The sequence below is a fragment of the Streptomyces roseirectus genome (genome assembly GCF_014489635.1).
Taxonomy (GTDB): domain Bacteria; phylum Actinomycetota; class Actinomycetes; order Streptomycetales; family Streptomycetaceae; genus Streptomyces; species Streptomyces roseirectus.
Genome location: NZ_CP060828.1, coordinates 5,292,551 through 5,316,063 on the forward strand (window position 1 = coordinate 5,292,551; position 23,513 = coordinate 5,316,063).

At 72.7% G+C, this 23,513-nt stretch carries 26 protein-coding genes; 12 read left to right on the forward strand and 14 right to left on the reverse strand.

The features are described from left to right. Positions 1-11: 11 nt before the first annotated feature. Positions 12-941, forward strand: coding sequence for a diguanylate cyclase family protein (locus IAG44_RS22435; protein ID WP_187748854.1), 930 nt, complete (start codon positions 12-14; stop codon positions 939-941). Positions 942-1,164: 223 nt separating this feature from the next. Beyond that, positions 1,165-1,515, forward strand: a complete 351-nt coding sequence (locus tag IAG44_RS22440) for a hypothetical protein (RefSeq protein WP_187748855.1) — start codon at positions 1,165-1,167, stop codon at positions 1,513-1,515. A 252-nt stretch (positions 1,516-1,767) separates the two neighbouring features. On the opposite strand, the gene IAG44_RS22445 is transcribed toward IAG44_RS22440, so the two are convergent. Beyond that, positions 1,768-2,253, reverse strand: coding sequence for a type III secretion system chaperone family protein (locus IAG44_RS22445; protein WP_187748856.1), 486 nt, complete (start codon positions 2,251-2,253; stop codon positions 1,768-1,770). Continuing rightward, positions 2,246-3,586, reverse strand: a complete 1,341-nt coding sequence (gene mshA, locus IAG44_RS22450; protein WP_187748857.1) for a D-inositol-3-phosphate glycosyltransferase — start codon at positions 3,584-3,586, stop codon at positions 2,246-2,248. The genes IAG44_RS22445 and mshA overlap by 8 nt, the downstream gene beginning before the upstream one ends. Before the next feature lie 195 nt (positions 3,587-3,781). On the opposite strand from mshA, the gene IAG44_RS22455 reads away from it, so the two are divergent. The 3 genes from IAG44_RS22455 (at position 3,782) to IAG44_RS22465 (ending at position 8,368) form a co-directional block, all read left to right on the forward strand. Further along, on the forward strand, positions 3,782-4,564 hold the full coding sequence (locus tag IAG44_RS22455) for a class I SAM-dependent methyltransferase (protein WP_187748858.1): 783 nt from the start codon (positions 3,782-3,784) through the stop codon (positions 4,562-4,564). A gap of 237 nt (positions 4,565-4,801) precedes the next feature. Further along, complete coding sequence (locus IAG44_RS22460; protein WP_187748859.1) at positions 4,802-5,887, forward strand: C40 family peptidase; 1,086 nt, start codon at positions 4,802-4,804, stop codon at positions 5,885-5,887. 1,254 nt (positions 5,888-7,141) lie between these two features. Then, positions 7,142-8,368, forward strand: coding sequence for a PP2C family protein-serine/threonine phosphatase (locus IAG44_RS22465; RefSeq protein WP_246564274.1), 1,227 nt, complete (start codon positions 7,142-7,144; stop codon positions 8,366-8,368). Between the two features lie 50 nt (positions 8,369-8,418). On the opposite strand, the gene IAG44_RS22470 is transcribed toward IAG44_RS22465, so the two are convergent. The 3 genes from IAG44_RS22470 to IAG44_RS22480 all read right to left on the reverse strand — a co-directional run bounded on the left by IAG44_RS22470 (position 8,419) and on the right by IAG44_RS22480 (position 10,114). After that, positions 8,419-8,763, reverse strand: coding sequence for a DUF2516 family protein (locus IAG44_RS22470; protein ID WP_187748861.1), 345 nt, complete (start codon positions 8,761-8,763; stop codon positions 8,419-8,421). A 137-nt stretch (positions 8,764-8,900) separates the two neighbouring features. Then, entirely contained in the window at positions 8,901-9,578 is a 678-nt protein-coding gene (locus IAG44_RS22475; RefSeq protein ID WP_187748862.1) for a hypothetical protein, read from the reverse strand. An 89-nt stretch (positions 9,579-9,667) separates the two neighbouring features. Continuing rightward, the gene (locus IAG44_RS22480) at positions 9,668-10,114 is read right to left on the reverse strand and encodes a helix-turn-helix domain-containing protein (protein ID WP_246561983.1); all 447 of its coding nucleotides are present in this window, start codon (positions 10,112-10,114) and stop codon (positions 9,668-9,670) included. 136 nt (positions 10,115-10,250) lie between these two features. Between IAG44_RS22480 and IAG44_RS22485 the strand changes: the two genes are divergently transcribed. Beyond that, the gene (locus tag IAG44_RS22485; RefSeq protein ID WP_187748863.1) at positions 10,251-11,153 is read left to right on the forward strand and encodes a hypothetical protein; all 903 of its coding nucleotides are present in this window, start codon (positions 10,251-10,253) and stop codon (positions 11,151-11,153) included. 47 nt (positions 11,154-11,200) lie between these two features. On the opposite strand, the gene IAG44_RS22490 is transcribed toward IAG44_RS22485, so the two are convergent. Further along, the gene (locus IAG44_RS22490) at positions 11,201-11,587 is read right to left on the reverse strand and encodes a MerR family transcriptional regulator (RefSeq protein WP_187748864.1); all 387 of its coding nucleotides are present in this window, start codon (positions 11,585-11,587) and stop codon (positions 11,201-11,203) included. Between the two features lie 13 nt (positions 11,588-11,600). Next, the gene (locus IAG44_RS22495) at positions 11,601-12,605 is read right to left on the reverse strand and encodes an MDR family NADP-dependent oxidoreductase (RefSeq protein ID WP_187748865.1); all 1,005 of its coding nucleotides are present in this window, start codon (positions 12,603-12,605) and stop codon (positions 11,601-11,603) included. 221 nt (positions 12,606-12,826) lie between these two features. Here IAG44_RS22495 and IAG44_RS22500 point away from each other — a divergent pair, with 221 nt between their 5' ends. After that, positions 12,827-13,801, forward strand: a complete 975-nt coding sequence (locus IAG44_RS22500; protein ID WP_187748866.1) for a GlxA family transcriptional regulator — start codon at positions 12,827-12,829, stop codon at positions 13,799-13,801. A 135-nt stretch (positions 13,802-13,936) separates the two neighbouring features. After that, complete coding sequence (gene gap / locus IAG44_RS22505) at positions 13,937-14,935, forward strand: type I glyceraldehyde-3-phosphate dehydrogenase (RefSeq protein ID WP_187748867.1); 999 nt, start codon at positions 13,937-13,939, stop codon at positions 14,933-14,935. Between the two features lie 853 nt (positions 14,936-15,788). On the opposite strand, the gene IAG44_RS22510 is transcribed toward gap, so the two are convergent. Further along, positions 15,789-16,172, reverse strand: coding sequence for a winged helix-turn-helix transcriptional regulator (locus IAG44_RS22510; RefSeq protein ID WP_187748868.1), 384 nt, complete (start codon positions 16,170-16,172; stop codon positions 15,789-15,791). A gap of 110 nt (positions 16,173-16,282) precedes the next feature. Here IAG44_RS22510 and IAG44_RS22515 point away from each other — a divergent pair, with 110 nt between their 5' ends. The 4 genes from IAG44_RS22515 to IAG44_RS22530 all read left to right on the forward strand — a co-directional run bounded on the left by IAG44_RS22515 (position 16,283) and on the right by IAG44_RS22530 (position 19,198). Beyond that, positions 16,283-16,630 (forward strand): DUF6228 family protein, encoded by a 348-nt coding sequence (locus IAG44_RS22515; protein WP_187748869.1) that lies wholly within the window; start codon positions 16,283-16,285, stop codon positions 16,628-16,630. Continuing rightward, positions 16,621-17,019, forward strand: a complete 399-nt coding sequence (locus IAG44_RS22520) for a hypothetical protein (protein WP_187748870.1) — start codon at positions 16,621-16,623, stop codon at positions 17,017-17,019. Before IAG44_RS22515 ends, IAG44_RS22520 begins: the two co-directional genes overlap by 10 nt. A gap of 86 nt (positions 17,020-17,105) precedes the next feature. After that, positions 17,106-18,275: an NAD(P)/FAD-dependent oxidoreductase gene (locus IAG44_RS22525; RefSeq protein WP_187748871.1), complete on the forward strand. Its 1,170-nt coding sequence runs from the start codon at positions 17,106-17,108 to the stop codon at positions 18,273-18,275. Positions 18,276-18,313: 38 nt separating this feature from the next. After that, entirely contained in the window at positions 18,314-19,198 is an 885-nt protein-coding gene (locus tag IAG44_RS22530) for an RNA polymerase sigma-70 factor (protein WP_187748872.1), read from the forward strand. 61 nt (positions 19,199-19,259) lie between these two features. On the opposite strand, the gene IAG44_RS22535 is transcribed toward IAG44_RS22530, so the two are convergent. From IAG44_RS22535 to gndA, 6 genes are all read right to left on the reverse strand, one after another. After that, a complete protein-coding gene (locus tag IAG44_RS22535; protein ID WP_187748873.1) occupies positions 19,260-19,772 on the reverse strand; it encodes a hypothetical protein in 513 nt (170 codons plus the stop codon). After that, on the reverse strand, positions 19,756-20,301 hold the full coding sequence (locus IAG44_RS22540; protein WP_187752821.1) for an RNA polymerase sigma factor: 546 nt from the start codon (positions 20,299-20,301) through the stop codon (positions 19,756-19,758). Before IAG44_RS22540 ends, IAG44_RS22535 begins: the two co-directional genes overlap by 17 nt. A 62-nt stretch (positions 20,302-20,363) precedes the next feature. Continuing rightward, the gene (locus tag IAG44_RS22545; RefSeq protein ID WP_425508465.1) at positions 20,364-20,978 is read right to left on the reverse strand and encodes a class F sortase; all 615 of its coding nucleotides are present in this window, start codon (positions 20,976-20,978) and stop codon (positions 20,364-20,366) included. 2 nt (positions 20,979-20,980) lie between these two features. Then, a complete protein-coding gene (locus tag IAG44_RS22550; RefSeq protein ID WP_187748875.1) occupies positions 20,981-21,376 on the reverse strand; it encodes an LPXTG cell wall anchor domain-containing protein in 396 nt (131 codons plus the stop codon). A gap of 113 nt (positions 21,377-21,489) precedes the next feature. Next, positions 21,490-21,876, reverse strand: coding sequence for a luciferase domain-containing protein (locus IAG44_RS22555; protein ID WP_187748876.1), 387 nt, complete (start codon positions 21,874-21,876; stop codon positions 21,490-21,492). A gap of 163 nt (positions 21,877-22,039) precedes the next feature. Beyond that, on the reverse strand, positions 22,040-23,479 hold the full coding sequence (gene gndA, locus IAG44_RS22560; RefSeq protein WP_187748877.1) for an NADP-dependent phosphogluconate dehydrogenase: 1,440 nt from the start codon (positions 23,477-23,479) through the stop codon (positions 22,040-22,042). Positions 23,480-23,513: the final 34 nt, after the last annotated feature.

Below are 23,513 nucleotides of genomic sequence, written 5' to 3' on the forward strand. Positions count from 1 at the left end.
GGAGCCGCACGGTGCTCATAGGACTTCTGACGGCCGTCGCGGCGTCGATCTGTTACGGCACGGGCTCCGTGTTGCAGGCCGTGGGATCGCGCAAGGCGGCCCGCGCGGCGACGGAGGGGCAGGTGACCGCGCACGGTGGGCCCAGCCTCTCGTCCACCGCGCAGGCCGCGATGACCTGGCAGTTCATCGTGGGGACGGTGCTGGACTTCGTCGGCTTCGGGCTCGGCGCGCTCGCGGCGCGGCTGCTGCCGCTGTTTCTCTCGCAGACGGTGATCAGCGCGAACCTCGTCATCACGGCCGTCCTGAGCGTGAGGATGCTCGGCATCCGGCTCAGCCGGGCGGAGTGGAGTTCGATCGCGGTCGTCTGCTCGGCGCTGGTGCTGCTCGCGAGCGCGGCGGGCCCCGAGGGCGGCGGGCACACGCCGGTCTCCACGCACTGGTGGCTCCTCGCGATCTCGGTGCTGCTGATGGTGGGCGGGACGGTTGTCGTCCGGCTGCTCGGCGCGCGCGCCGCGATCCTCGCCGGTCTGCTGTCCGGCCTCGGGTTCGGGGCGCTCGGTGTGGGCGTGCGGGTGCTGAACGGGGTCGACCCGTTCGACCTGGGCACACTGCTCGCCGACCCCGCCCTGTACGCCGTCCTCGTCGCCGGGGTCGGCGGCATGTACCTGCACACCGTCGCGCTCCAGCTCGGCTCCGTGAACGGGGCGACGGCCGCGCTCGTCGTCGGCGAGACCGTGCTGCCCGGCATGATCGGCGTCTGGTGGCTCGGCGACGCGTCCCGCCCCGGCTTCGGCTGGCTCGCGGTGCTCGGGTTCGTGCTGGCGGTCTCGGGCGCGGTGGCGGTGGCCTGGTTCGGGACGGAGGGTGCGGCCGACGCGGACGCCGGACCGGACGCCGGTCACGCGGACGCCGCCCCCGAACTCGCCGGGGAACGCGCCTAGTTACGTCCGGTCGCAAACCACTTCGTGCCCTGGGCGTCGTCAACCCGCCGCAGTACAGGGCACGTTGCTCAAGAAGATCCGCCGTTTTCGCTTTGCGGAGCGAATCTTGGTGCTAGCGTGATACGCAACAACAGAAAAAGTGGCCCCATCAGAGCTCGGAGTGCGGGAACACTCCGCTGACGGGGCCATGACGACAACCACCTGGTAAGGAAACTCTGTCGCCATGCGTCAGTCTATCGCGCGTGCCCTTTCGGCATGCCTGCGCACCCTGCTCGCCCTCCTCCTCCCGGGGACGGGGCAACGCCGCAAGCCGTGCCACCCCACACCCACCCCGGCCGACCCCGTCATCCCCGTAAGCCCCTGGTCCCGTCCCTGGACCTCACCCTCCAAGGAAGAAGCCGCCGAGCTCTTCCGCCTCCAGGCCGACCGCCACGCCCATGCCGAGGCCGCCTGGGAACTCCGCCTCCAATGGGAACGCCGCCGCGCCGCCACCCTCGCGACCATGGGCGTCGACTACCCCTACACCTACGAAGGCGCACCCTTCGGCCTGGACGACTTCAGGGCCAGCGCATGAGGGATACCTGAGAGTGACCCCGGGCGGGTGGCGTCATGACGTCCCCGCCCCTTCTCCGGGGCAGGCCGTCCGGGCAAACCCACGACCACGGCCCCGACGAGGGGGTCTAGCGCCACCCCCTCGGAAGGTTCGTCATCTGTTCCAGGATGTCCCAGCCCTCCGGGCTGAACTCGGGGGTGTACCAGGGGCGCCCTTGGCGACCCGGTAGCCGCGGCAGAAGTACTCCGTGAGGTCCTTCTCCCCGGCCGGCATTCACCCACCTCCCGTCAGATGCCCGAACGCATCGAGGTTCCGCGTCGACTCCCCCCGCGACACCCGCCACGCGTACTCCTTGCGGATCGCCGAGGCGAAGCCGAGTTCGAGGAGGGTGTTGAAGGCGCCGTCGGCGGCTTCGAGGGTCTGGCCGAGGAGGCGGTCGATCTCGGTGGGGGTGATGGCGGTGAGGGGGAGGCGGGCGGTGAGGTAGATGTCGCCGAGGGGGTCGACCGCGTAACTGACGCCGTAGAGCTTGAGGTTGCGTTCGAGGAGCCAGCGGTGGACGCCGGGTTCGTTCTCGTCGGGGTGGCGGATGACGAAGGCGTTGAGGGAGAGGGAGTGGCGGCCGACCTTCAGGGACACCGTCGTCTTGAGCTTGCGCGTGCCCGGTAGCTCCGCGACGTACGTGCCCGGCGACGGGGACTCCCAGGAGACGCCCGCGTCCTGGAGCGCCGCCTCGATCACCTCGTACGCGTCAGCCATGGTGCGAGCGTACGGGACGCCGGTGGGACTGGACGGCGGCGGTGTAGACGTCGGCGGTGGCGGAGGCGGCGGTGTCCCAGCCGAAGGACTGGGCGTGGTGGGCGGCGGCGCGGCCCATGCGGGGGGCGAGCGCGGGGTCGTCCGCGAACCGTTCCAGCACGCGCGCGTAGGCGGCCGGTTCGTGGCCGTCGACCAGGACGCCCGTCTCGCCGTCGCGGACGGCGACGGGGAGCCCGCCGACGGAGGCCGCCAGGATCGGCGTCCCCGTGGCCTGCGCCTCTATCGCGACGAGCCCGAAGGACTCGCTGTAGGACGGGACGACGAGGACGGAGGCCGCGCGGAACCAGTCCGCGAGCTGTTCCTGCCCGACGGGCGGCCGGAAACGGACGACGTCGGCGATGCCGAGGCGCGCGGCCAGCTTCTGCAGCCCCTCCGGCTTCGCGAGGCCGCTGCCGCTGGGCCCGCCGACGACGGGGACGACGATCCGCCCGCGCAACTCGGGACGGTTGTCCAGGAGCACGGCGACGGCCTTCAGGAGGATGTCCGGCGCCTTCAGGGGCTGGATACGGCCCGCGAACAGGGGGATCAGGGCGTCGGGCGGGAGGTCCAGGCGTGCGCGCGCCGCCGCACGGCCGTCGCCCGGCGTGAAACGGTCCAGGTTGACGCCGGGATGCACGACGGCGATCTTCGCCGGGTCGGCGTGGTAGTGATGCGCCAACTCGGCGGCCTCTTCAGCCGTGTTGGCGATCAGCCGGTCCGCCGCCTCGACGATCTGCGTCTCCCCGATGACACGTGCCGCCGGTTCCGGAGTGTCGCCGTCCGCGAGGTTCGCGTTCTTGACCTTCGCCATGGTGTGCATCGCGTGGACGAGGGGCGCGCCCCAGCGCTGCGCGGCGAGCCAGCCGACGTGGCCGGAGAGCCAGTAGTGCGAGTGGACGAGGTCGTAGTAGCCGGGCCGGTGGCCCGCCCACGCCTGCATGACGCCGTGCGTGAAGGCGCACAGCTGCGCGGGCAGGTCCTCCTTGTTCAGGCCCTCGTAGGGGCCCGCGTCGATGTGGCGGACGAGGACGCCGGGGGCGAGCTCGACGGTCGGCGGCAGACCGCCCGTCGTCGCGCGCGTGAAGATCTCGACCTCGATGTTGATCGCCGCCAGCCGCTGGGCCAGCTCGACGATGTAGACGTTCATCCCGCCGGCGTCCCCGGTGCCGGGCTGGTGCAGAGGTGACGTGTGCACGGAGAGCATCGCGACTCGGCGCGGCCTGCGGTGCGGCAGCCGCAGACGCGGGGACTGGGCCGGGGAGCGACGCCCGAGCCTGGTGACGTACTGGCTCACGTGGCGTTTCCTCCTTGCTGGCGGTGCTGCGGGCATGTCAGAAGGAGGGGGTGAGCGCCCTCCGAGCCGGTGCAACGCCGGGAGGCGTCCCTTCCATTCCGGAAACGGGGGCCCGATGAGGGTGTTTTTACCTACGCGTTACCGATAGTCGCTCAACCGTTCGATCGCGCGAGGCGTCCCGCTACCCTCGTACGCATGACCTCCTCCCGTCCCGTCGGCACCGTCACGCGCGGGACGACCAACCCGAACCGGCTGCGACGGATGGACCGGTGGATCGCGGCCGCGCACGGCGCCGAGCTGCGGCGGGCGGGCGACCCGGTGGCCGTCGACCTCGGGTACGGGGCCGCGCCCTGGACGGCCGTCGAGCTGCTGGGGCGGCTGCGGGAGGTGGCCCCGCGCGTGCGCGTGGTGGGCGTCGAGATCGATCCCGCGCGCGTGGCCGCCGCGCAGGCGTACGCGCGCGAGGGGCTGGTGTTCCGGCACGGCGGGTTCGAGGTGCCGGTGGCGGGGCGGCCCGTGCTGGTGCGGGCGGCGAACGTGCTGCGGCAGTACGACGAGGACGCCGTCGCGGGCGTGTGGGAGCGGGTCTGCCGGCGGCTCGCGCCGGGCGGGCTGTTCGTCGAGGGGACCTGCGACGAGATCGGGCGGCGGCACGTGTGGGTGGCGCTGGGGAGCGAAGGGCCCCGGACGGTGACCTTCGCGGCCCGGCTGGCGTCGCTGGAGCGGCCGTCCGACCTCGCCGAGCGGCTGCCCAAGGCGCTCATCCACCGGAACGTGCCGGGGGAGCCGGTCCACGCGTTCCTGCGGGACTTCGACCGGGCGTGGGCGGCGGCGGCGCCGTACGCGTCGTACGGGGTGCGGCAGCGGTGGATCCGGGCGGTGCGGGATCTGGCGGGGGTGTGGCCGGTGGTGGGCGGGGTGCGGAGGTGGCGGGAGGGGGAAGTGAGCGTGGAGTGGGGGGCGTTGGCGCCTCGGTGAGGGGTTGAGGGTCGGGGAGGGGGCGGGTGGGTTCACTCGAACGAGTGAGCGGTGGGGGGAACGTCTGGGCGGCACCGTTCGTCTCACAGGCATCAGGAGGAAGTGGCGGGGAAGGGGTGTCGAGGGCGGGGTGAGGGCGGGGTGAGGGCGTACAAACCCTGTCGTTTTCGGTCGGGTCGTGACAGGATCCGCTGGGGATTTTTAAGTTACTGACGGTAAATCAGTTGGGGGAGCGGTATGGGAACGGGCAAGCGCGCCCTGGTGACGACAGCGGTGACCGTCGTCTGTGCGGTCACCCTCCTCGCGGCCCCCGGCACGGCCTTCGCCGCCCCCGACCCCGGCCCGAGCGTGCCCGTCGCGGCAACTCCCGCACCCAGCAAGGACCTTCAGGCCGTCCGCGCCCGCCTGGACGCGCTGTACCACGACGCGGCGGTCGCCACGGACGCGTACAACGCCGCCGAGGAGGCGTCGAAGGAGCAGTCCTCGACGATCGTCGCGCTGGCGCAGCGCATCGTGGACGGCCGCGAGCGGCTGGCCGAGCTGAAGGACCGCGCGGGGGCGGCGGCCCGCGCGCAGTACCGGAGCGGCGGCCTGCCGGACGAGGCGAAGCTGATCCTCAGCGAGGACCCCTCGCGGTTCCTCGACGACGCGGGGCGCGTGCGCCAGGGGCAGAAGGCGACGACGGGACTGCTCGCCGAGCTGACGACCGTCCAGGCGGACCTGGAGCAGTACGCGCGTGACGCCGCCGTCCAGTGGCAGAAGCTGGAGGCCGGGCGCAAGGCGAAGGCCGCCGCGCAGAAGCGGATCGAGCAGCAGATCGCGGCGGCGAAGAAGCTGGAGGCCGAGCTGGCGCAGGAGGAGCGTGTCCGGCTCGCGGAGCTGGAGCGGCAGGCGGCTCAGCAGGCGCAGACGCGGTGGGCCGCGGAGGTGGGGGACACGGGCGTCCTCGGCGGGGGCGCGAGCGGGGCGACCGCGCAGGGGGAGAAGGCCGTCGACTACGCGCTCGCGCAGCGCGGCAAGCCGTACGAGTGGGGTGCCGAGGGGCCCCTCTCCTACGACTGCTCCGGGCTCACCTCCCAAGCGTGGGCCGGCGCGGGCACGCCGATACCGCGCACCTCGCAGGAGCAGTGGCGCCGGCTGAAGCACGTCGACGTCCAGGACATGCGGCCCGGCGATCTCATCGTCTACTTCTCGGACGCCAGCCATGTCGCGATGTACATCGGCGAGGGGAAGATGGTGCACGCGCCGCGTCCGGGGCGGTCGGTGACGGTCGCGGGGGCGGGGTCGATGCCGATTCTGGGGGTGGTGCGGCCGGACGCGTGAGGGTTCGCGAGGGGGTTCGCGCGGGCTCGTTCGGGGGCGTGAAACGGGCCACGTGACGCATCGCACGCGGCCTTGATCCCAAACCCCGTGCCGACGTGACGTTCGTCATCCCCGCACCTCACCCGCACTGCCCAACTGCGGTACGGAACGCGGCATATGCCATTGACGCGAGATCAACCTGGGTGCCGTACACCATTCCGCTCCGGCGCTCTCTGCCGCTAGGGTCCCGCTCGGTGGGACGACTCCCTCGTCACCACCGCGCCCTCGGGGGGAGGGGAAGGAACCCAGGACATGCCCGTACCCGTACCGCGGCAGAGACCGATCCCAGCCGTGGAGTGTGGACACCCGGCCCCCGCCCCGCCCACCAGCCTCCCGGAGGACCCACCCGTGCTTGAGGAAGGCCGAGCCAACGGGAACCCGCCGGGGACGGAGGACTCCGCCGGGACTGGCGAGCCGAGAACGACCGGCTCCGCCGGGGTGACCGGGACAACTGGGGCGACCGAGCCTGCTGGAGTGACCGGGACCGCCGGGGTGGCTGAGTCTGCTAGGACGACCGGGGCCACCGGGGCCACCGGGGCCACCGGGGCCACCGGGGCCACCGGGGCAACTGGGACTGCTGGAGTGACCGGGACCGCCGGGGTGGCTGAGGCTGCTAGGACGGCCGGGGCCACCGGGGCCACCGGGGCAACTGGGACTGCTGGAGCGGCCGGGGCCGCCGGAGTGGCTGAGGCTGCTGGGGCGGCCGGGGCCGCCGGGGCAGCTGAGGGGCTTGACCTGGTCGGCTCCGCCGGAGTCGCGGGGGAGCCCGACGTGCTTGGAGCAGCCGGAGCCGTTGGAGCGGCTGGGGAGGCCGCTGCGTTCGGCCCCGCCGGTCTCGTCGGCCCTGCCGGGCGGCCTGACGCCCTGGGCTCCATCGGCTCTGCCGGGACGGCCGGCACGCTTGGCCCGGCCGGAGTTGGCGAGGCCGCTGGCATCGCCGGCGTTCCCGGTTCTGCCGAGGCCGCTGGTGTGCTCGGGCCCGCCGTGTCCGCCCCCGCAGGCTCCGCCGGATCTGCCGGGGCGGCTGATGCTTCTGGTTTCGCCGGTCCCGCGAGAAACACCGCCTCCGACTCTGTCGGGACCGCCAACGGCCCCGGCTTCGCCGACCTCGCCGGGACGGCTGACACTCAGGGCGCCCCCGGCGCCGGAGGCCCGGCCGGGGCTGGCGTTCCCGACGGCGTCCCCGGTGTCCCCGGCGCCGCGTCGGCCGTCGACGTGGCCGTCCCCGGTGGCGCACCCGGCGTCCTTGCCGGGGCCTCCGTCGCGCCTCACCTCACCCTCCTCCTCATCCAGGACGACCCCGCCGCCACCCCCCTCGTTCCCGATCTGCGGGATTCCACGGGGCGGCCGATTCGGGTGCGGGCGGCGCGGAATCTCACGGAGGCCGAGCGGCTGCTGACGGATGATGTGCACTGCATCCTGCTGGACCTCGCGCTGCCGGCGCCGGGGTGCACGGGGGAGGACGGGAACGAGGACGAGCTGGCGGTGTTGCGGCATGTGCTGCGGCTCGCGCCCCGGCACGCGGTGCTCGCGCTGACGGCGTCCGGGGACGCGGACCGCGCCGCCGAGGCCGTCCGCGTGGGCGCGCAGGACTACCTGTTCCGGGACGAGCTGGACGGGCGGCTGCTGAGCCGGGCGATCCGGTACGCGGTGGAGCGGAAACGTTCCGACGCGGCCGAGCGCAGGCTCGCGGAGGGCCGGCTGCGGGCGCAGGAGAACGCGCGCCTGGAACGCGGACTGCTCCCGACGCCCCTGCTGGACGGCGCCCCGCTGAGGTTCGCCGCGCGCTACCGCCCCGGCCGCTCGCGCGCGCTGCTCGGCGGCGACTTCTACGACGTCGTCCGCACCCCGGACGGCATCGTCCACGCGATGATCGGCGACGTCTGCGGACACGGCCCCGACGAGGCCGCGCTCGGCGTCGAACTCCGCATCGCCTGGCGGGCGTTGACGCTGGCCGGGCTGTGCGGCGACGAACTGCTCGGCACCTTGCAGGAGGTGCTGGAGCACGAGCGCGACAACGAGGAGCTGTTCGCGACGCTGTGCACCGTCGACATCGATGCCGACGGCTCGCGTGCGCGCCTGTGCCTCGCCGGGCACCCGGCCCCGCTGGTCGTCCGCGAGGGCCGCGCCGACCTGCTGCCGTACGACGAGAACGGGCCCGCGATCGGGATGCTGCCCTGGCGGAACTGGCCCCGGATGGAGGTCGAACTCGGCGCCGAGTGGAGCCTGTTGATGTACACGGACGGGCTGATCGAGGGCCGCGTCGGGGACGGCGGCCGCGAACGCCTCGGCCAGGACGGCATGGCCGGGATGGTCGGGCGGCTGTGGGGCGAGGGCGTCCGGGGCGAACGGCTGCTGAGCGCGGCGGTGCGCGAGGCGCGCGAGCTGAACGGGGGCGAGCTGACGGACGACGTCGCGGTGCTGCTGCTGGAACGGGGCTGAGCCGGGCCCGTACGAAACGGAACCGGCTCAGCGTTGCCCTGGCCGTCGTCCTACCGGCCCCCGTTGTACGGACCGTACGGGCCGTCGCTGCTGGATCCGCCGCGTCCGCCGCGGCCACCCTTTCCGCCGCCCGGCAGCGTCCGCAGGGCGGGGCGGACGTCGACCATGTAGACGATCGTCGCCACGAGGCCGATGATCGGCAGGAAGGACAGGATCGGGAAGATCAGGTTCACGACGAAGGCGAGCCCGAGGATGATCATCCAGAAGGGCTTGGTCTGCTTGTCGACCGCGCGGTAGCCGTCCTCACGGCGCAGCCCGGCGTCGATGAGCGCGAAGCCGCTGAAGGCGATCAGGGCCAGGCTCAGCAGAGCCATGAAACTGCTGAATCCTTGCATCAGCACAACGTCCACCACCCGGTTCGACTGCTCGTCCCTTACGCGGTCACCGTACCCGCAACCCCCGGCCCGCTACCCCTACAACGGGCCGGACACCGCGAGAGTGCCCGGCCCGCCGTACCTACCTCCGAGGCCGCTCACTTCGCGGGCGGCGTCGTCTTCTTCGCGGCGGTCTTGCGCGCGGGCGCCTTCTTGGCGGGGGCCTTCTTCGCGGGCGCGGCGGACTTGGCGGCGGGCTCGGCGTCGGCGTTCTTGGCGGCGGCCTTGTCGTCGTCCGCCGTCCGCGCGGGCTCTTCCTTGACCTCGACGGCGACGGCCAGCTCCTGGATCTCCTCGGCCGCCTCGCCCCGCCAGGTCTTCACGGTCTGCTCGCCGCGCTCGGCGACCTTCTCGTACGTCTCGCGCGCCTTGACGGCGTACTCCGCGGCGACGCCGACGCCGCGCAGCGCGAGGTCCTGCGCGGACTCGCCGAGCCGCTTGAGGTCCGCGTCGAGCGTGGCGCCGAGCTTCTTGAAGTCGCCGTCGAGCGCGGTGACGAACTCGCCGACCTTGGTCTGCAGGGTCTCCTGCGCCTCCTTCGCGCGCGCGTTGGCCTTGGCGCCGGCCTCCTTCGCCTTGGCGCCCGCCTCCTTCGCGCGCGCCTTGGGGTCGCTGTCGCGGACGGCCTCGAAGCGCGCGGGCGCCTCCGCGCGCAGCTGCTCCACGAGCGCGGGGACCTTCTTGACCTCCTGCAACGCCAGGTCGGCGGCACCGGCGGCGAAGTAGAGGGGGGTCGGGTCGCTCAGGGTCTTGCGCAGATCGTCGGTGATGGCCATGGTGAGTGTTCCTCCCGGTTTCGCGTTCACGTTCGTCGACATCGGCCGAGGCGCGGATCCGCAGCGGGCCGGCCGGCCCCTTGGACCGGTCAACCGGCCGCCCCCTGCGGATCGCTGTCCTCGTCACTTCTCGGTGCGCCGCTCGCGGCATCCGTCTCGTCCCGCGTGCCCGGCGTCCGGCTCGCGTCGAAGCCGTTCTCCTTGCGGAACGACTCGTAGATCTGGAGCAGCGCCTGCTTCTGCGGCTCGGTCAGCGTCGGATCCGCGAGGATCACCGCCCGCGTCTCCACCTCGTCCCGGTCCCGCTCGGCGTCGAGGATGCCCGCGCGCACGTACAGCGTCTCGGCGGAGATCCGCAGCGCCTTCGCGACCTGCTGCAGCACCTCCGCGCTCGGCTTGCGCAACCCCCGCTCGATCTGGCTCAGATACGGGTTCGACACCCCCGCGGCCTCCGCGAGCTGCCGCAGCGACAGCTGCGCGTTCCGCCGCTGTTCCCGCAGGTACTCGCCGAGGTTCCCGACGTTGAGCGATGCCATGCCTCCACCATGCACCCACCCCGCTAACTATTGCAAGCACCCGCTTGCAAAAGTGCGCCGCGTCACGCCTGAGTACGACAGCTCCTGAGTACGACAACTCATGTGCCACGTGCCCCTCCCTGGCACCCTCCCCTCCATGACGAGTGGCAGGGTTCCCCAGGTGGTGCGGCATCTTCTTCTGGTGTGGGTGGCGATGGCCGTCGTGGGGCCGGTGGTGGGGGTAGGGGTGTTCATGGCGGGGTGGGGTGGTGGGGGAGGGGCCGCGCTGGTGGTGGCGGGGGTGGGGGTGCCGGTGGTGGTGGGGTTGTTGGTGGTACTGGCTCCTGAGGGGGATGTGGTGCCGTGGTGCGGAAGTAGGGGTGGTCGGGTGGGGTGGGCCGTGACGGTGTTTCTGGTGGGGACCGCCGGGGTGGCGGCCGGGGTGGGTGCTTACGGCGGGGACGTCGATCTGGGTGGGCCTGCGATGCGGGTCGCGCTGGTCGGGGTGCCGTACGCCGTCGTCGCCGCGTTCTTCGTGCCGGGGCGGTGGGTGCGCGCCGCCGGGGTGGGGGTGCTGGCCGCCGGGGTCGCGTACGGGGGGTTCGTCGGGCCCGCGCAGGCGCGGGAGCGGGAGCGGGCGGCGGAGGTCGCGGCGTACCGGGAACACCCCGAGGTGCTGTACGTGATCGACACGCCGCCGGGGATGCGGATGGTCCGTGCCACGATCGGGGTCTACGTCTCCTTCGAGTACCACTCCCTCGACGGGAGCACGCCGGGGTACGTCGGGCTGACCGTCCGCTCTCCCCTCTCGCAGCCCGTGAACTGCGCCGTCTTCACGGACGCGCGCGACAGGTGTACGCGTGAGGCCGACGGCGACGTCCGCGTCGCCCGTGGCGACGGCACCCGCAGTCTGTTCCGCCGCCACCTCGGAGCCGAGGCCGAGATCAGCAGCCGGACCCTCGACGACGCCGCCCTGAACAAGCTTCTCGGCACGCTTCACCCCGTGTCCGACGGGGAGTTGGACGCGATGATGCGGGAGGGGGTGATCGGCCGTCTGTGAGATGCCGACCTCGTCAACGAGACGTCGGCCACTGGACGACGGCCCCGTCAGCGGGACGTCGCCCCCTCCGCCTCCCCCGTCGCCGTCCTCAGCGCGTCCCGCAGCCGCGTCAGCCGCCCGATCTCCGCGTCCAGCGCCGCGATCCGCCGGCGCACAACGTCCCTGCCACCGGCCCCGGTTGAGCCGGACGGAGGGGTGCAGGACGGGGCCACCGCGAGGAGGGGGAGCCGGTCGGCGATGTGGTGCACGTCCTCGACCGTCAGGCCGGTGGAGAGGAGTGCGCGGATGGCGCGCAGGACGTCGATGTCGGCGGCGGAGTAGTCGCGTTGGCCGGTGGATGTGCGGGCCGGGGGCGGGAGCAGTCCGCGTTGCTCGTAGAAGCGCAGGGCTCTCGGGGTCGCTCCGACGGCCGCCGCCGCGTCACCGATCCGCATCCCGGTCGGCCTCCTATTCCGCCAACTCCACTACCGCCGTGCCGAATTGCTTCCCCTCGAACAGGTCCCGCAACGCCTGCGGGGCACGTTCGATGCCGGTCGTCCGCGTGACGGGGAACCGGATCTCGCCGGCCCGCAGCCAGTGGGCGAACCGTGCGATCCACTCCGCCTCCACGCCGGGATGGTCGACGCCGAGGTACCCCCTCAACGAGACGCCCTTCAGGACGAGTTGGTACGCGTCGAACGCGACCGGCGCCGTCGCCCCCGTCCCCTCCGCCGCGAGCTGCCCGGAGAGCGCGCCGACCAGCGCGAACCGCGCGCCGCGCCGGGCGACGTCCACGGCCGCCGCGAGCTGCGCGCCGCCCACCGTGTCGACGAGGACGTCGATTCCGTCCGCGAGCCGTGCGCCCCAGTCGTCGGTGCCGGTCAGGACGTCGTCGTACCCCAGCTCCGTGACCAGCCGCCCGGCCTTCCGGGGTGAACTCGTCGTGCCGATCACCCTTTTCGCGCCCAGCAGCCGGGCGATCTGCCCCGCCAGCGAACCCACGCCGCCGGCCGCGCCGGTGACGAGGACGATGTCGTCCTCACGTACGCCGGTCAGCCGGGTCAGCGCGCCGAACGCGGCGCCGCCCGAGGAGAGTTGGGCGAGGGGGTCGGGCAACTCGGGGGCGACCGGGGTGCATTGGGACGCCGGGGCGAGGGCGTACTCGCGCCAGCCGAGGAAGTGGGTCACCAGGTCGCCGGGGCGCAGCGGGCTGTCGTCCGGGGCGTGGATCACCTCGGCGAGCGCGGGGCCGTACAGGGTGTCGCCGGGGGCGAGGGCGGGGACCGGGGTGTTCCGCGCGGCGCCGCCGAGGAGGGTGCGCAGGCCCGCGAAGAGGAGGAACTGGTGGTTGCGGAGGAGGAGTTGGCCGTCGACTGGGTCCGGGAGCCGGGTCTCCGTGACGGTGAAGTCGGTGGGCGCGGGCAGCCCTCGGGGTGTGGCGGCGAGCCGGATCTCGCGGCTGAGGACGGACATGGGGGCCTCCGTGGTGTCAACTGGCGTGCGGAGGTTAGCCCTTGACCCGCGCGTCAGGGTCAACTCCGGTCGGGAGGGTCGTCCGGGGGACGTGGGGGAGGGGCGTGTCTCCCGCAGCTCCCCTCGCTCCCGGCGACGCGCGTCTCCCGGCCTCCCCCGCCCCCGGCGACGCGTGTTCCCCGCCGCCCCCTTCTCCCCTTCGCCCCGCATACCCTCTCCCTGTGCCCGCCGACACGCCCACCCCTGCACCCCGCCTGAACCACGTCGCCGTGCTCGTCCTCGAAGGGGCGAAACCCCTCGACGTCGGCATCCCCGCGCAGGTGTTCACGACCCGCGCGAGCATGCCGTACGAGGTGCGGGTGTGCGGCGCGGCGCCCGGACTCGTGACCGGCGGGGACGGTCTGTCGTACGCCGTCGCGCACGGGCTTGAGGCGCTGACCTGGGCGGACATCGTGTTCGTGCCCGGCTACCGGTTCCCGGACCGGGAGGATCCGCCGGGGGCGGTCGTCGACGCGCTGATCGCCGCGCACGCGCGGGGCGCGCGGCTCGCCGCGATCTCGACGGGCGCGTTCGCGCTCGCCGCGACGGGGCTGCTCGACGGGCGGCGGGCCACCACGCACTGGCACTACACGCGGGCGCTCGCGGCCCGGCACCCGCTCGTGCGGGTCGACGAGAACGTGCTGTTCGTCGACGAGGGCAGCGTGCTGACGTCGGCCGGCGCCGCGTCCGGGATCGACCTGTGCCTGCACATCCTGCGCGGGGACCTCGGCGTCGCCGCGTCCAACCACGCGGCCCGGCGGCTCGTCGCGGCGCCCTACCGCAGCGGGGGCCAGGCGCAGTACGTGCCGCGCAGTGTTCCCGAGCCGCGCGGCGAGCGGTTCGCGGTGACCCGGGAGTGGGCGCTGCACCATCTCGCCGAGCCGCTGAGCCTCGGCCGGCTGGCGCGGCGGGCGGGGGTGTCGCCGCGGACGTTCTCCCGGCGCTTCGTCGAGGAGACCGGGTACACGCCGATGGAGTGGGTGACACGGGCCCGGGTCGACCTGGCGCGTGAGCTGCTGGAACGGTCCCAGCACGGGGTCGAGCGGATCGCCGCCGAGGTGGGGCTGGGGACGGGGGCGAATCTGCGGCTGCACTTCCAGCGGGTGCTGGGTACTACGCCGAGCGAGTACCGGCGGACGTTCACGCGGGGGGAGTGACCCCGTAGTACTCAGGAGTGAGACCCCCACGGCGGCGCGATCCTTTCACACCCTGGCGATCATGCCACTGTCCCGGCGCCCGCCCCGCGCGCGACAGTGGCGGGGAAGCGACAGGGAACCGAAGGGACACGACCCATGACGCGCATCGCCATCAACGGATTCGGCCGCATCGGACGCAACGTGCTGCGCGCGCTGCTGGAACGCGACAGCTCCCTGGAGGTCGTCGCCGTCAACGACCTCACCGAGCCCGCCGCCCTCGCGAGGCTGCTCGCGTACGACAGCACGGCCGGCCGGCTCGGGCGTCCCGTGACGACCGACGGGGACGCCCTCGTCGTCGACGGCCGCCGGATCGCCGTCCTCGCGGAGCGGGACCCCGCGAAGCTGCCGTGGGCCGAACTCGGTGTCGACGTCGCGCTGGAGGCGACCGGGCGCTTCACCTCGGCGAAGGCCGCCGCCGCGCACATCGCCGCCGGGGCGCGCAAGGTGCTGGTCAGCGCGCCGTCGGACGGGGCGGACGTCACGCTCGCGTACGGCGTCAACACCGGTGCGTACGACCCCGTCGCGCACACCGTCGTCTCCAACGCCTCCTGCACCACCAACGCGCTCGCGCCGCTGGCGCACGTCCTCGACGAACTCGCCGGTATCGAGCACGGGTTCATGACCACCGTGCACGCCTATACCCAGGAGCAGAACCTTCAGGACGGGCCGCACCGCGACCCCCGCCGGGCCCGTGCCGCCGGCGTCAACATCGTCCCGACCACCACCGGGGCCGCCAAGGCGATCGGCCTCGTCCTGCCCAACCTCGACGGCAAGCTGTCCGGCGACTCGATCCGCGTGCCGGTGCCGGTCGGGTCCATCGTCGAGCTGAACACGACGGTCTCCCGCGACGTCACCCGCGACGACGTTCTCGCCGCGTACCGCGCCGCCGCCGACGGCCCCCTCGCCGGCGTCCTCGAATACTCCGACGACCCCCTCGTCTCCTCCGACATCGTCGGCAACCCCGCCTCCTCCATCTTCGACTCCGCCCTCACCCGCGTCGACGGCCGCCACGTCAAGGTCGTCGCCTGGTACGACAACGAGTGGGGCTTCTCGAACCGGGTGATCGACACGCTGGAGCTGATCGCGGGGCGGTGACGGGGACGGGGGCTGGGCGACGGTCTCGGGGGCGGGGCCGACGGGGTGAGGGCGGGGCCGGGGACTGGAGCCGAGGGGGCGCGGGGGCGGTTCACGGGCTGAGGCCCGCTGAGCGGGATCCGCCGGGGGCGGGGTGCTGGGACCGGCGGCGCTGGGACCGGCGGCGCTGGGGCTGGGGGCGTATTGACCGGCGGCGCCGAGGCCGGTGCCGGGGGTGTTCGGACCGGCGGTGCAGAGGCCGGGGGCTGCGGGCCGGGGGCTGGGGCTGCGGGGCCGGTGGTTCCGGGGCCGGGGGCTGCGGGGCCGGGGGCTGCGGGGCCGGTGGTTCCGGGGCCGGGGGCTGCGGGGCCGGGGGCTGCGGGGCCGGCGGTTCCGGGGCCGGCGGTTCCGGGGCTGAGGGTTCCAGGGCTGACGGTTCCGGGGGCTGAGGGTGCTCGGGCCGCCGGCCCTGAGCCACGCCCCTCGGGCGGTACTCCCCGGGCCGGTGCTTGAGCCGGTGGCCCTGACGCGGTGCCCCTCAGGCGGCGTTCCCGGGGACGGCAGCCCTTGACCTGCGGTTCTCGGGGGGCGCTCCTCAGCTCATGGGCCTTGGCGGGCGTCCCTCGGACGACGGCCCTCGGCGGTGCCCGGTGCCCCGCGCCCTCCGGCCTGACGGCTTCAGCCGGTGCTCCTCAGGCGGACGGACCTCAACCGGCGATTCCCGGACGGGCGGCCCTCCGCCGGCGGATCGGTCAGCGGCTCGCAGCCGGCGATTCCCGGACGGACGCCCTCAGCCGGCGGATCCCGCTCAGCGGTCCTCAGCCGGCGGATCCCGCTCAGCGGTCCTCCGCCGGCGGATCCCGTTCAGCGGGCCTCAGCCCGTGAACCGCCCCCGCGCCTCCTCGATCTCGCCCAAGTGCCGCTGCGTCCACTCGCACAGCACGTCGACGGTCGCCCGCAGGGCCCGCCCCGGTGCCGTGAGGGTGTACTCGACGCGGGGTGGGATCGTCGGGTGGACGGTTCGTTCGACGAGGCCGTTGCGTTCCAGCATGCGGAGGTTCTGGGTCAGCATCTTGTGGCTGATGCCCTCGACCTGGTCTCTCAACTCGCTGAAGCGCAGGGTGCGTTCGGCCAAGGTCTCGATGATCAGCAGGGCCCATTTGTTCGCCACGTCGGAGAAGATCTCCCGCGCGAGCGAGTCGGCCCGCCGAAGGTCCGCGTGCGGCGGCAGCCCGTCCAACTGCTCCTTGGTCCCCATGAACTCCCTCACCGCCGGTCGTGTGGTCCCCACCAACGATAGGAGCCACCACTGACAGCCCCACCGAAGCCAGAACACCGGACCAGCCCCCATCGCCGTAGGGTCCCCCCATGCCCCCGCTCACCGACCACCCTCACGTCACCGTCCGCTGCCAGGAGAATCCGGCCGTGGAGGTGCGCCTCGCCTGGCCCGGGGACGCCGACCTGCCCCACTTCCTCAAGGAGACGGCCGCCCTGTACCGAGGCTGGACCGGCGAGCGCCACTGGCGCACCGCCGACGGCGATCTCGCCCTGTCGGCCGTCTTCCGCTCGGGCGGCCACGTGACCCTGACCTGGACGACCCGCACCCGCGCCCCCTGGACGGCCTCCCTGACCACCTGCCTGGAGGCCGGCGAACGGATGGCCGCCCTCGCGGCAGAGGTCGACTGGTTTCTCGCTGATGGTTCGGCATGCGTCTGACCTGGACTCTTGCCGGTGCGGGGTGGGCCGATGGGGTGGTTGAGGGGGAGCTGGGGCGGGCGGAGTTTTCGGTGTCGTGCATCGCGCCGGGGCCGGAGCGGGCGCAGTTCGAGGCGGAGCCTACGGCTTTTCGGTGGGTGTTTTATCGGGAGGGGGAGATGGTGTGGGTGCGGGTTCTGGAGCTGCCGGATGGTGGCGCTCATGACGGGCGGGGAGTCGAGATCTGGTCGGGCGTCGTCGGCGTGGAGGAGCTGGGACGGGCTGCGATCAGGTGTTTTGACGAGGTGGAGCGTGTGTACGGGGTGAGTGGCTATCGGGGGAAGTGGGGCGAGCACTTTCCGAGTGTGGAGTTGGAGGCCCTGCGGAGGCTCGTCGATGGGCTCCCGTAGGGGTGATGTGGGTCACAGGTGTCACAGCCTTCGTTCGTTCGGTGTCTTGAGGGCGAACGCATCGGGAGTGAGCGAAGGAGATGGCGATGGGCGGGAACACCGGGGTGGTCGTGGTGGGTGGCGGGTACGCCGGGGTGATGGCGGCGAACCGGCTGGCGCGGGCGGAGGGCGTGGAGGTCACGCTGGTGAACGCGCGGGCGGAGTTCGTGCAGCGGATCAGGCTGCACCAGGTGGCGGCGGGGACGCACGAGGCGGTGGTGGAGTACCGCAAGGTGCTGAGTGAGAAGGTGCGGTTGGTGGTGGACTCGGTGATGGAGATTGATGCCCGGGGGCGGGTGCTGCGCACCGAGAAGGGGGTGATCGGGTACGACTACCTCGTGTACGCCGTCGGGAGCGGTGCGGCGGGGCAACAGGCGCCCGGCGTAAGGGAGTTCGCGTACCCGCTCGCGTCGCTGGAGGAGGCGCGGGAGGTGCGGACGGCCCTGGAGGCGGCCCCGGACGCCCGTGTCGCCGTCGTCGGCGGCGGAGCCACCGGCATCGAGATCGCCGCCGAACTCGCCGAACAGGGACGGCGGGTGACGTTGATCTGCGGCGGCGTCCTGAACCCGTACCTGCACGAGAAGGGCCGCGAGACGATCAGGGAACGCCTGGTCGGACTCGGCGTGACGGTGCTCGACGAGGCGAAGGCGGCCGAGGTGACGGAGACGTCCGTGAGGCTGGCGGACGGAACCCTGATCCCCAGTCAGATCACCGTGTGGACAGCGGGGTTCAGCGTCCCGGACCTCGCCCTGCGCAGCGGCCTCAGCACGGACGCCACCGGCAGGCTCATCACCGATGACACCCTGACCAGCATCGACGACGAGCACATCGTCGCGGCCGGCGACGCGGCGGCCCCGAAGGACGCGTCGTACCGCATGGGTTGCCAGTCGGCCGTCCAACTGGGCCCGCAGGCCGCCGAGACCGTGCTGAGCCGCATCGCGGGAACCCAACCCGCCCCGATCCACGTGGCGTTCGCCGGCCAGTGCCTCAGCCTGGGCCGCAGGACGGGCGTCTTCCAGATCTCGGAGCGGGACGACACGGCGAAGGCGTCGCACCTGCGGGGCCGCACCGGCGGCGTCGTGAAGGAGTTCATCTGCCGCAGCACGGTGTGGCAACTCGCCTTCGAGGCAAGGAAGGCGGGGAAGTCCAAGAACTCCAAGGGCCAGGGCGAGAAGCCGAAGGACTCGCACCGCCAACAGCCCGTCGCCGCACACTGATCGACAGCACACACCGATCAACAGGGGGAACCACAGACATGACCGACCAGGCCACAGACGCGTTCGTCGCCCACCGCAACCTCCTCTTCACCGTCGCCTACGAAATGCTGGGCTCGGCGGCGGACGCCGAAGACGTGCTCCAGGAAACGTGGTTGAGATGGATGAAGGTCGACCTGGACACCGTCCGCGACCACCGCGCCTACCTCGTCCGCATCACCACCCGCCAGGCCCTCAACCGCCTGCGCACGGTCTCCCGCCGACGCGAGTCGTACGTCGGCCCCTGGCTCCCCGAGCCCCTGCTGACCGCGCCGGACGTCGCCCAGGACGTCGAACTCGCGGAGAGCATGTCGATGGCGCTGATGCTGGTCCTGGAGACCCTGGCACCCACCGAACGTGCGGTGTTCGTCCTGCGCGAGGTCTTCGACGTCGGGTACGACGACATCGCGGCGGCCGTCGACAAGACCCCCGCCGCCGTACGGCAGATCGCGCACCGCGCCCGCAAGCACGTCGACGCCCGGCGCCCCCGGCAGACCGTCTCCGCCCGGGAGACGCAGGCGGCGGTGGACGCGTTCCAGGCGGCCCTCGAATCCGGCGACTTCCAGGGCCTGTTGGACGTCCTCGCCCCTGACGTCGTCCTCATGACGGACGGCGGCGGCGTCAAACTCGCCGCGCGCGTACCGCTGTTCGGCGCCGACAAGATCGTCCGCTACATGGCCGGGATCAGCAGGAAGAACGGCGCCGCGATCACCTCCCACCCGACCCTCGTCAACGGCGCGCCGGCGCTCGCGATGCACCTCGACGGGGAGTTCGACGGGGTCATCGCGTTCAGCGTCGAGGAGGCCCGCATCACCGGGATGTACTACGTCCGCAACCCCGAGAAGCTGACCGGGTACACGTCGGGCGAAACCCTCAACCTGCCGTAGAGCGGGGTGAGTTGAGAGCTGAGAGGCGGGCCTGCCGGGGGGCTCGCCTCTCTCCTTGCGCTCAGGGCGCCGTTGTCGGGTCACTCGCCGGTGACGGGACGGCGGACGGCGCCATGGACTCCTTCGTCTCGGGTTCCTTCGCCGCGGACTCCTTGGTCCCGCTGTCGACGGACGGGGACGGCGTGGGGAGTTGGTGGTCCGGCGGCGCGAGGGTCGGGGACGCCGTCTCGTCCACCGGGGTGGGCGTCGGGGACGGTTTCTCCGTGTCCCGGGCGGGACTCGGGGCCGGTGAGATGGTCGCCGGGGGCGGGGCCAGCGGCGGGGACTCGTGGGCCGGGGGGTGCGACGTCGACGTCAGCGGGAGGGCGATCAGGAACGCCGCCGTGCAGGCCGCCGCCGTCGCCAGCACCGTACGGGCCCTGCGGCGGCGGGACTTGCGGCGCAGGGCGGTGAAGTGGCCCTGGGGCGCGGCGAGATGGGAGGCCGGGGGGCGCAACAGCTCGACCAACGGGTCCTCTTGGCCGTCGCCGGTGGTGCCGTCGGCGTTGTCCTCGGCGTCAAAGCGTGTGGTCAAGGCTTCTCCTCAGGTGGGCTCGGAGCAGCTCGCGGGCCGCGTGGAGGTCGGCCTTGACGGTGCCCTCCCGGCGTCCGGTCAGGGCGGACACCTGGCGGATCGGCATGTCAGCGTAGTAGTGGAGCAGGATCGGGACGCGCAGCCGTTCCGGCAGGGACTGCACGAGCAGGCGCACCGACGGGTCCGTCTGCTCCTGCGCCGGGCGCAGGGCCTCCTCCGTCTTCGCCCGTCTCATCGCCCTCCTCTCCCGCTCCACCTTGCGCCAGTGGTCCCGCACGATGTTCGCCGCCGTGACGTACAGGAAACCCTGCGGCTCCTCCACCTTCGTCCACCGTGACCACAGCCGCGTGAACGCCTCCGACGCGATCTCGTGCGCCGTCTCGTCGTCGTCCACCAGCCGCCTGCACCAGCCGGCCAGGCGGGGGTACACCGCCGCGAACAACTCGGCCGCCGCCTCCTCCCGCGAACGGGTCCGGGGGCGGCTCCAGGGGAGGGCACGGGTCCGGGTTCCGTCGCGCCGGTACGGCACGGTCACAGCGGCCTCGCTCCCCACCCGCGAGGCCACCTCACGCCGTCCTCCCACCTCGCCCCTCACCCCCGCTCCAACTCCGCGAACACGATCACGTTGGCCGAGTAGCCGTCGCCGGTGCGGGTGCCGCCGCAGGTGATCAGGCGGAGTTCCGGGCGGGCGGTGTCGCCGTACACCTCACGGGTCGGGAACGCGGACTTCGGGACCGTGCGGACGGAGGTCACGCGGAAGACGGGTGCGCCGCCGTCCGAGAGTCGGGCGGTGATCTCGTCGCCCCGGCGGAGTTCGGGGAGGCGGTGGAAGACGCCGGGCCCGTAGTCGCCCACGGTCAGGTGACCGAGGACGACGGAAGGGCCGGTCCGCCCGGGGGCGGGGGAGTACCGGTACCAGCCCGCCCGGTTGTGCGCGGTGACCGGCGGGACCTCCACCGTGCCGTCACCGGCGAGGCCGAGGGAGAGGAGGGGGGTGTCGACGCCGATGGACGGGATACGGAGGTCTACGGGTATGACAGGGCCGACGCGCTTGGCGGCGCCGGACGTCTCACCGCCCCCGGCGGCCTGGACCGTCCCCACCGAGCCGTCGTCGTCCGACGACACCCGCACCCCCTCCCCACCCGACCCGCACCCCACGAGCAACGCCCCCAGCCCCGCCACGGCGAACCCCCGCCTGGACAGCACCGTCACTCCCCGGTCGCCCGCCGGCGCCGCACGACGACGAAGGCACCCCCGGCGAGCAGCACGGCCCCGGCCCCGGCACCGACGTACCCCACGGACGACGACCCGGACCCGGACCCCTCACCCACCCCGGTGTCGGCGGCCCCCGACGGCACCACCGACACCTGCCCCGGCCCCTCACTCGGCACCGGACTCGGCACCGCGCTGGCCTCACTCGGCATCTTGGTCGGCGCGTCACTGGCCAGGTCCCCCGGCGCCGGAGCCGGAGCCTCGGTCGGCGCCACACTCGGCACCGGAGTCGGCGTCTCCGCGAACGCCGTCCCGGCACCGGTCAGACCGGCGACACCGACAACACCGCTGAGCACAAAGGCTCCCAGCACAGCACGAGCGGTACGACGCATGGCTTCGGTTCTCCTCGTCTCGGTCCACCCGGGCGGGGTGGAATCGAGCGGAGAGACGAGACAGCAGAAGCCTCAGTTGTAAAGAACTGGCAAAGCCAACTGTTACCTCAGAACTACACCAGCGGCTCGTCCCTGGGTACCAGCATCACCCGATGCAGATTGCACCGAGACCCTTCCTCCCCCGGCGCCCCCGCCTGATGCGCCTTGAGAGCCATGCTGACGAGACTGATCAGCAGATCGACGTCGGACTCGCAGTCGAGGTGCACGGTGACCCAGCGGGACCCGGGAAGAAGCCGGATCGCCGTGGACGCGCGCAGGTCGCGGGAGAGTCGCTGGATGGCCTGGCCGGTGAGGTGGAGGTCGACCTCGTGGGCGGAGTGGAAGTGGACGATCTCGCTGTACGCGGAACGCAGAGCGGAACCCGTACCGCACGCGGCTCGCACCGTCGTGAGGTCGGGCCAACTCGCCAGTCGTTCATGGGCGCGCTCGGCCGGTGTCATGCCCCCATCGTCGCCGGATAACCGCCCAGCTACCAGAGGTTGAGGGTTCCGTAACCTCCCCGTGAGCTGAGAAAGAACGGAAGGCCACGGTCCGCTCGCGTTCCGTGGCCAGGCGCTCCCCGTCGTCGCACGTCAGCGCGTGTCGGTCACTACGTGTCGGTCACTACGCGTCGGTCTCCGGCCGGTCCGCGTCCGCCCAGTGCGTGTGGAACATGCCGGGCTTGTCGACCCGCCCGTACGTGTGCGCACCGAAGAAGTCCCGCTGCCCCTGGAGCAACGCCGCCGGCAGCCGCTCGGCCCGCAGGGTGTCGTAGTACGAGAGAGCCGCCGAGAACGCGGGTACGGGTATCCCCCTACGGGCCGCCGTCGCGACGATCTCCCGCCACGGCACCTGCGCGTCCGTGATCTCCCGCGCGAACTCCTTCTCCGTCAACAGGCTGACCAGCGCGGCGTCTTCGGCGTACGCGGCGCGGATCCGGTCGAGGAACGACGCCCGGATGATGCAGCCGCCGCGCCAGATGCGGGCGACGGCGGCGAGGTCGATGTCCCAGCCGTACTCCTTCGCCGCGTCCTGGATCATCGACCACCCCTGGTCGTACGCGATCACCTTCGACGCGTACAGCGCGTTCTCCACCTGCGAGGCGAACCGCGCCGCCTCGGTCCGGCTCAACACCGGCGTCGTCCCGCCCGGCAACCCCCGATACGCCGCCCGCAAAGCGGTCTGCCCCGACGCGGCCCGCGCGAACGTGGCCTGCGAGATCGCCGTCACCGGCGCGGCGAGGTCCAGCGCCGTCTGCACCGTCCACCGCCCGGTGCCCTTCTGCCCGGCACGGTCCACGACGACGTCCACGAACGGCCCACCCGTCACCGCGTCCGTGTGCCCCAGCACCTCGGCCGTGATCTCGATCAGGTACGAGCCCAGCCGCCCCTGGTTCCACTCCCGGAAGATGTCCGCGATCTCCGCCGGCCCGTACCCCCCGACCTGCCGCAGCAAGTCATAGGCCTCCGCGATGAGTTGCATGTCGGCGTACTCGATGCCGTTGTGCACCATCTTCACGAAGTGCCCGGCACCGTCAGCCCCGATGTGCGTGGCACACGGCTCCCCGTCCACCTTCGCGCTGATCGCCTCGAACATCGGCCCCAGCACGGCATACGACTCCACCGACCCGCCCGGCATGACCGACGGCCCGTGCAGCGCCCCCTCCTCACCCCCGGAGACACCAACACCCACGAAATGGATGCCCTGTTCACGCAGTGCGGCCTCCCGCCGGCGCGTGTCGGCGAAGTGCGCGTTGCCCCCGTCGATGATCATGTCGCCCGGCTCGAGGAGCGGCGCGAACTCCTCGATCACCGCGTCCGTCGCCTCCCCCGCCTGCACCATCAGCATCAGCCGACGCGGCCGCTCCAACGCCGCGACGAACTCCGCAGCCGTCTCCGCCGCGACGAACTCCCCCTCGTGGCCGAACTCTTGAACGAGCGCGCGCGTACGCCCCGCGCTCCGGTTGTGGACGGCGACCGTGTACCCGTGGCGCGCGAAGTTGCGGGCCAGGTTGCGGCCCATGACCCCGAGTCCGGTGACGCCGATCGATGCGGAAGCGCTCATGTGTGGTACCTGTCCCCTGCGTGGAGGTGAGTCC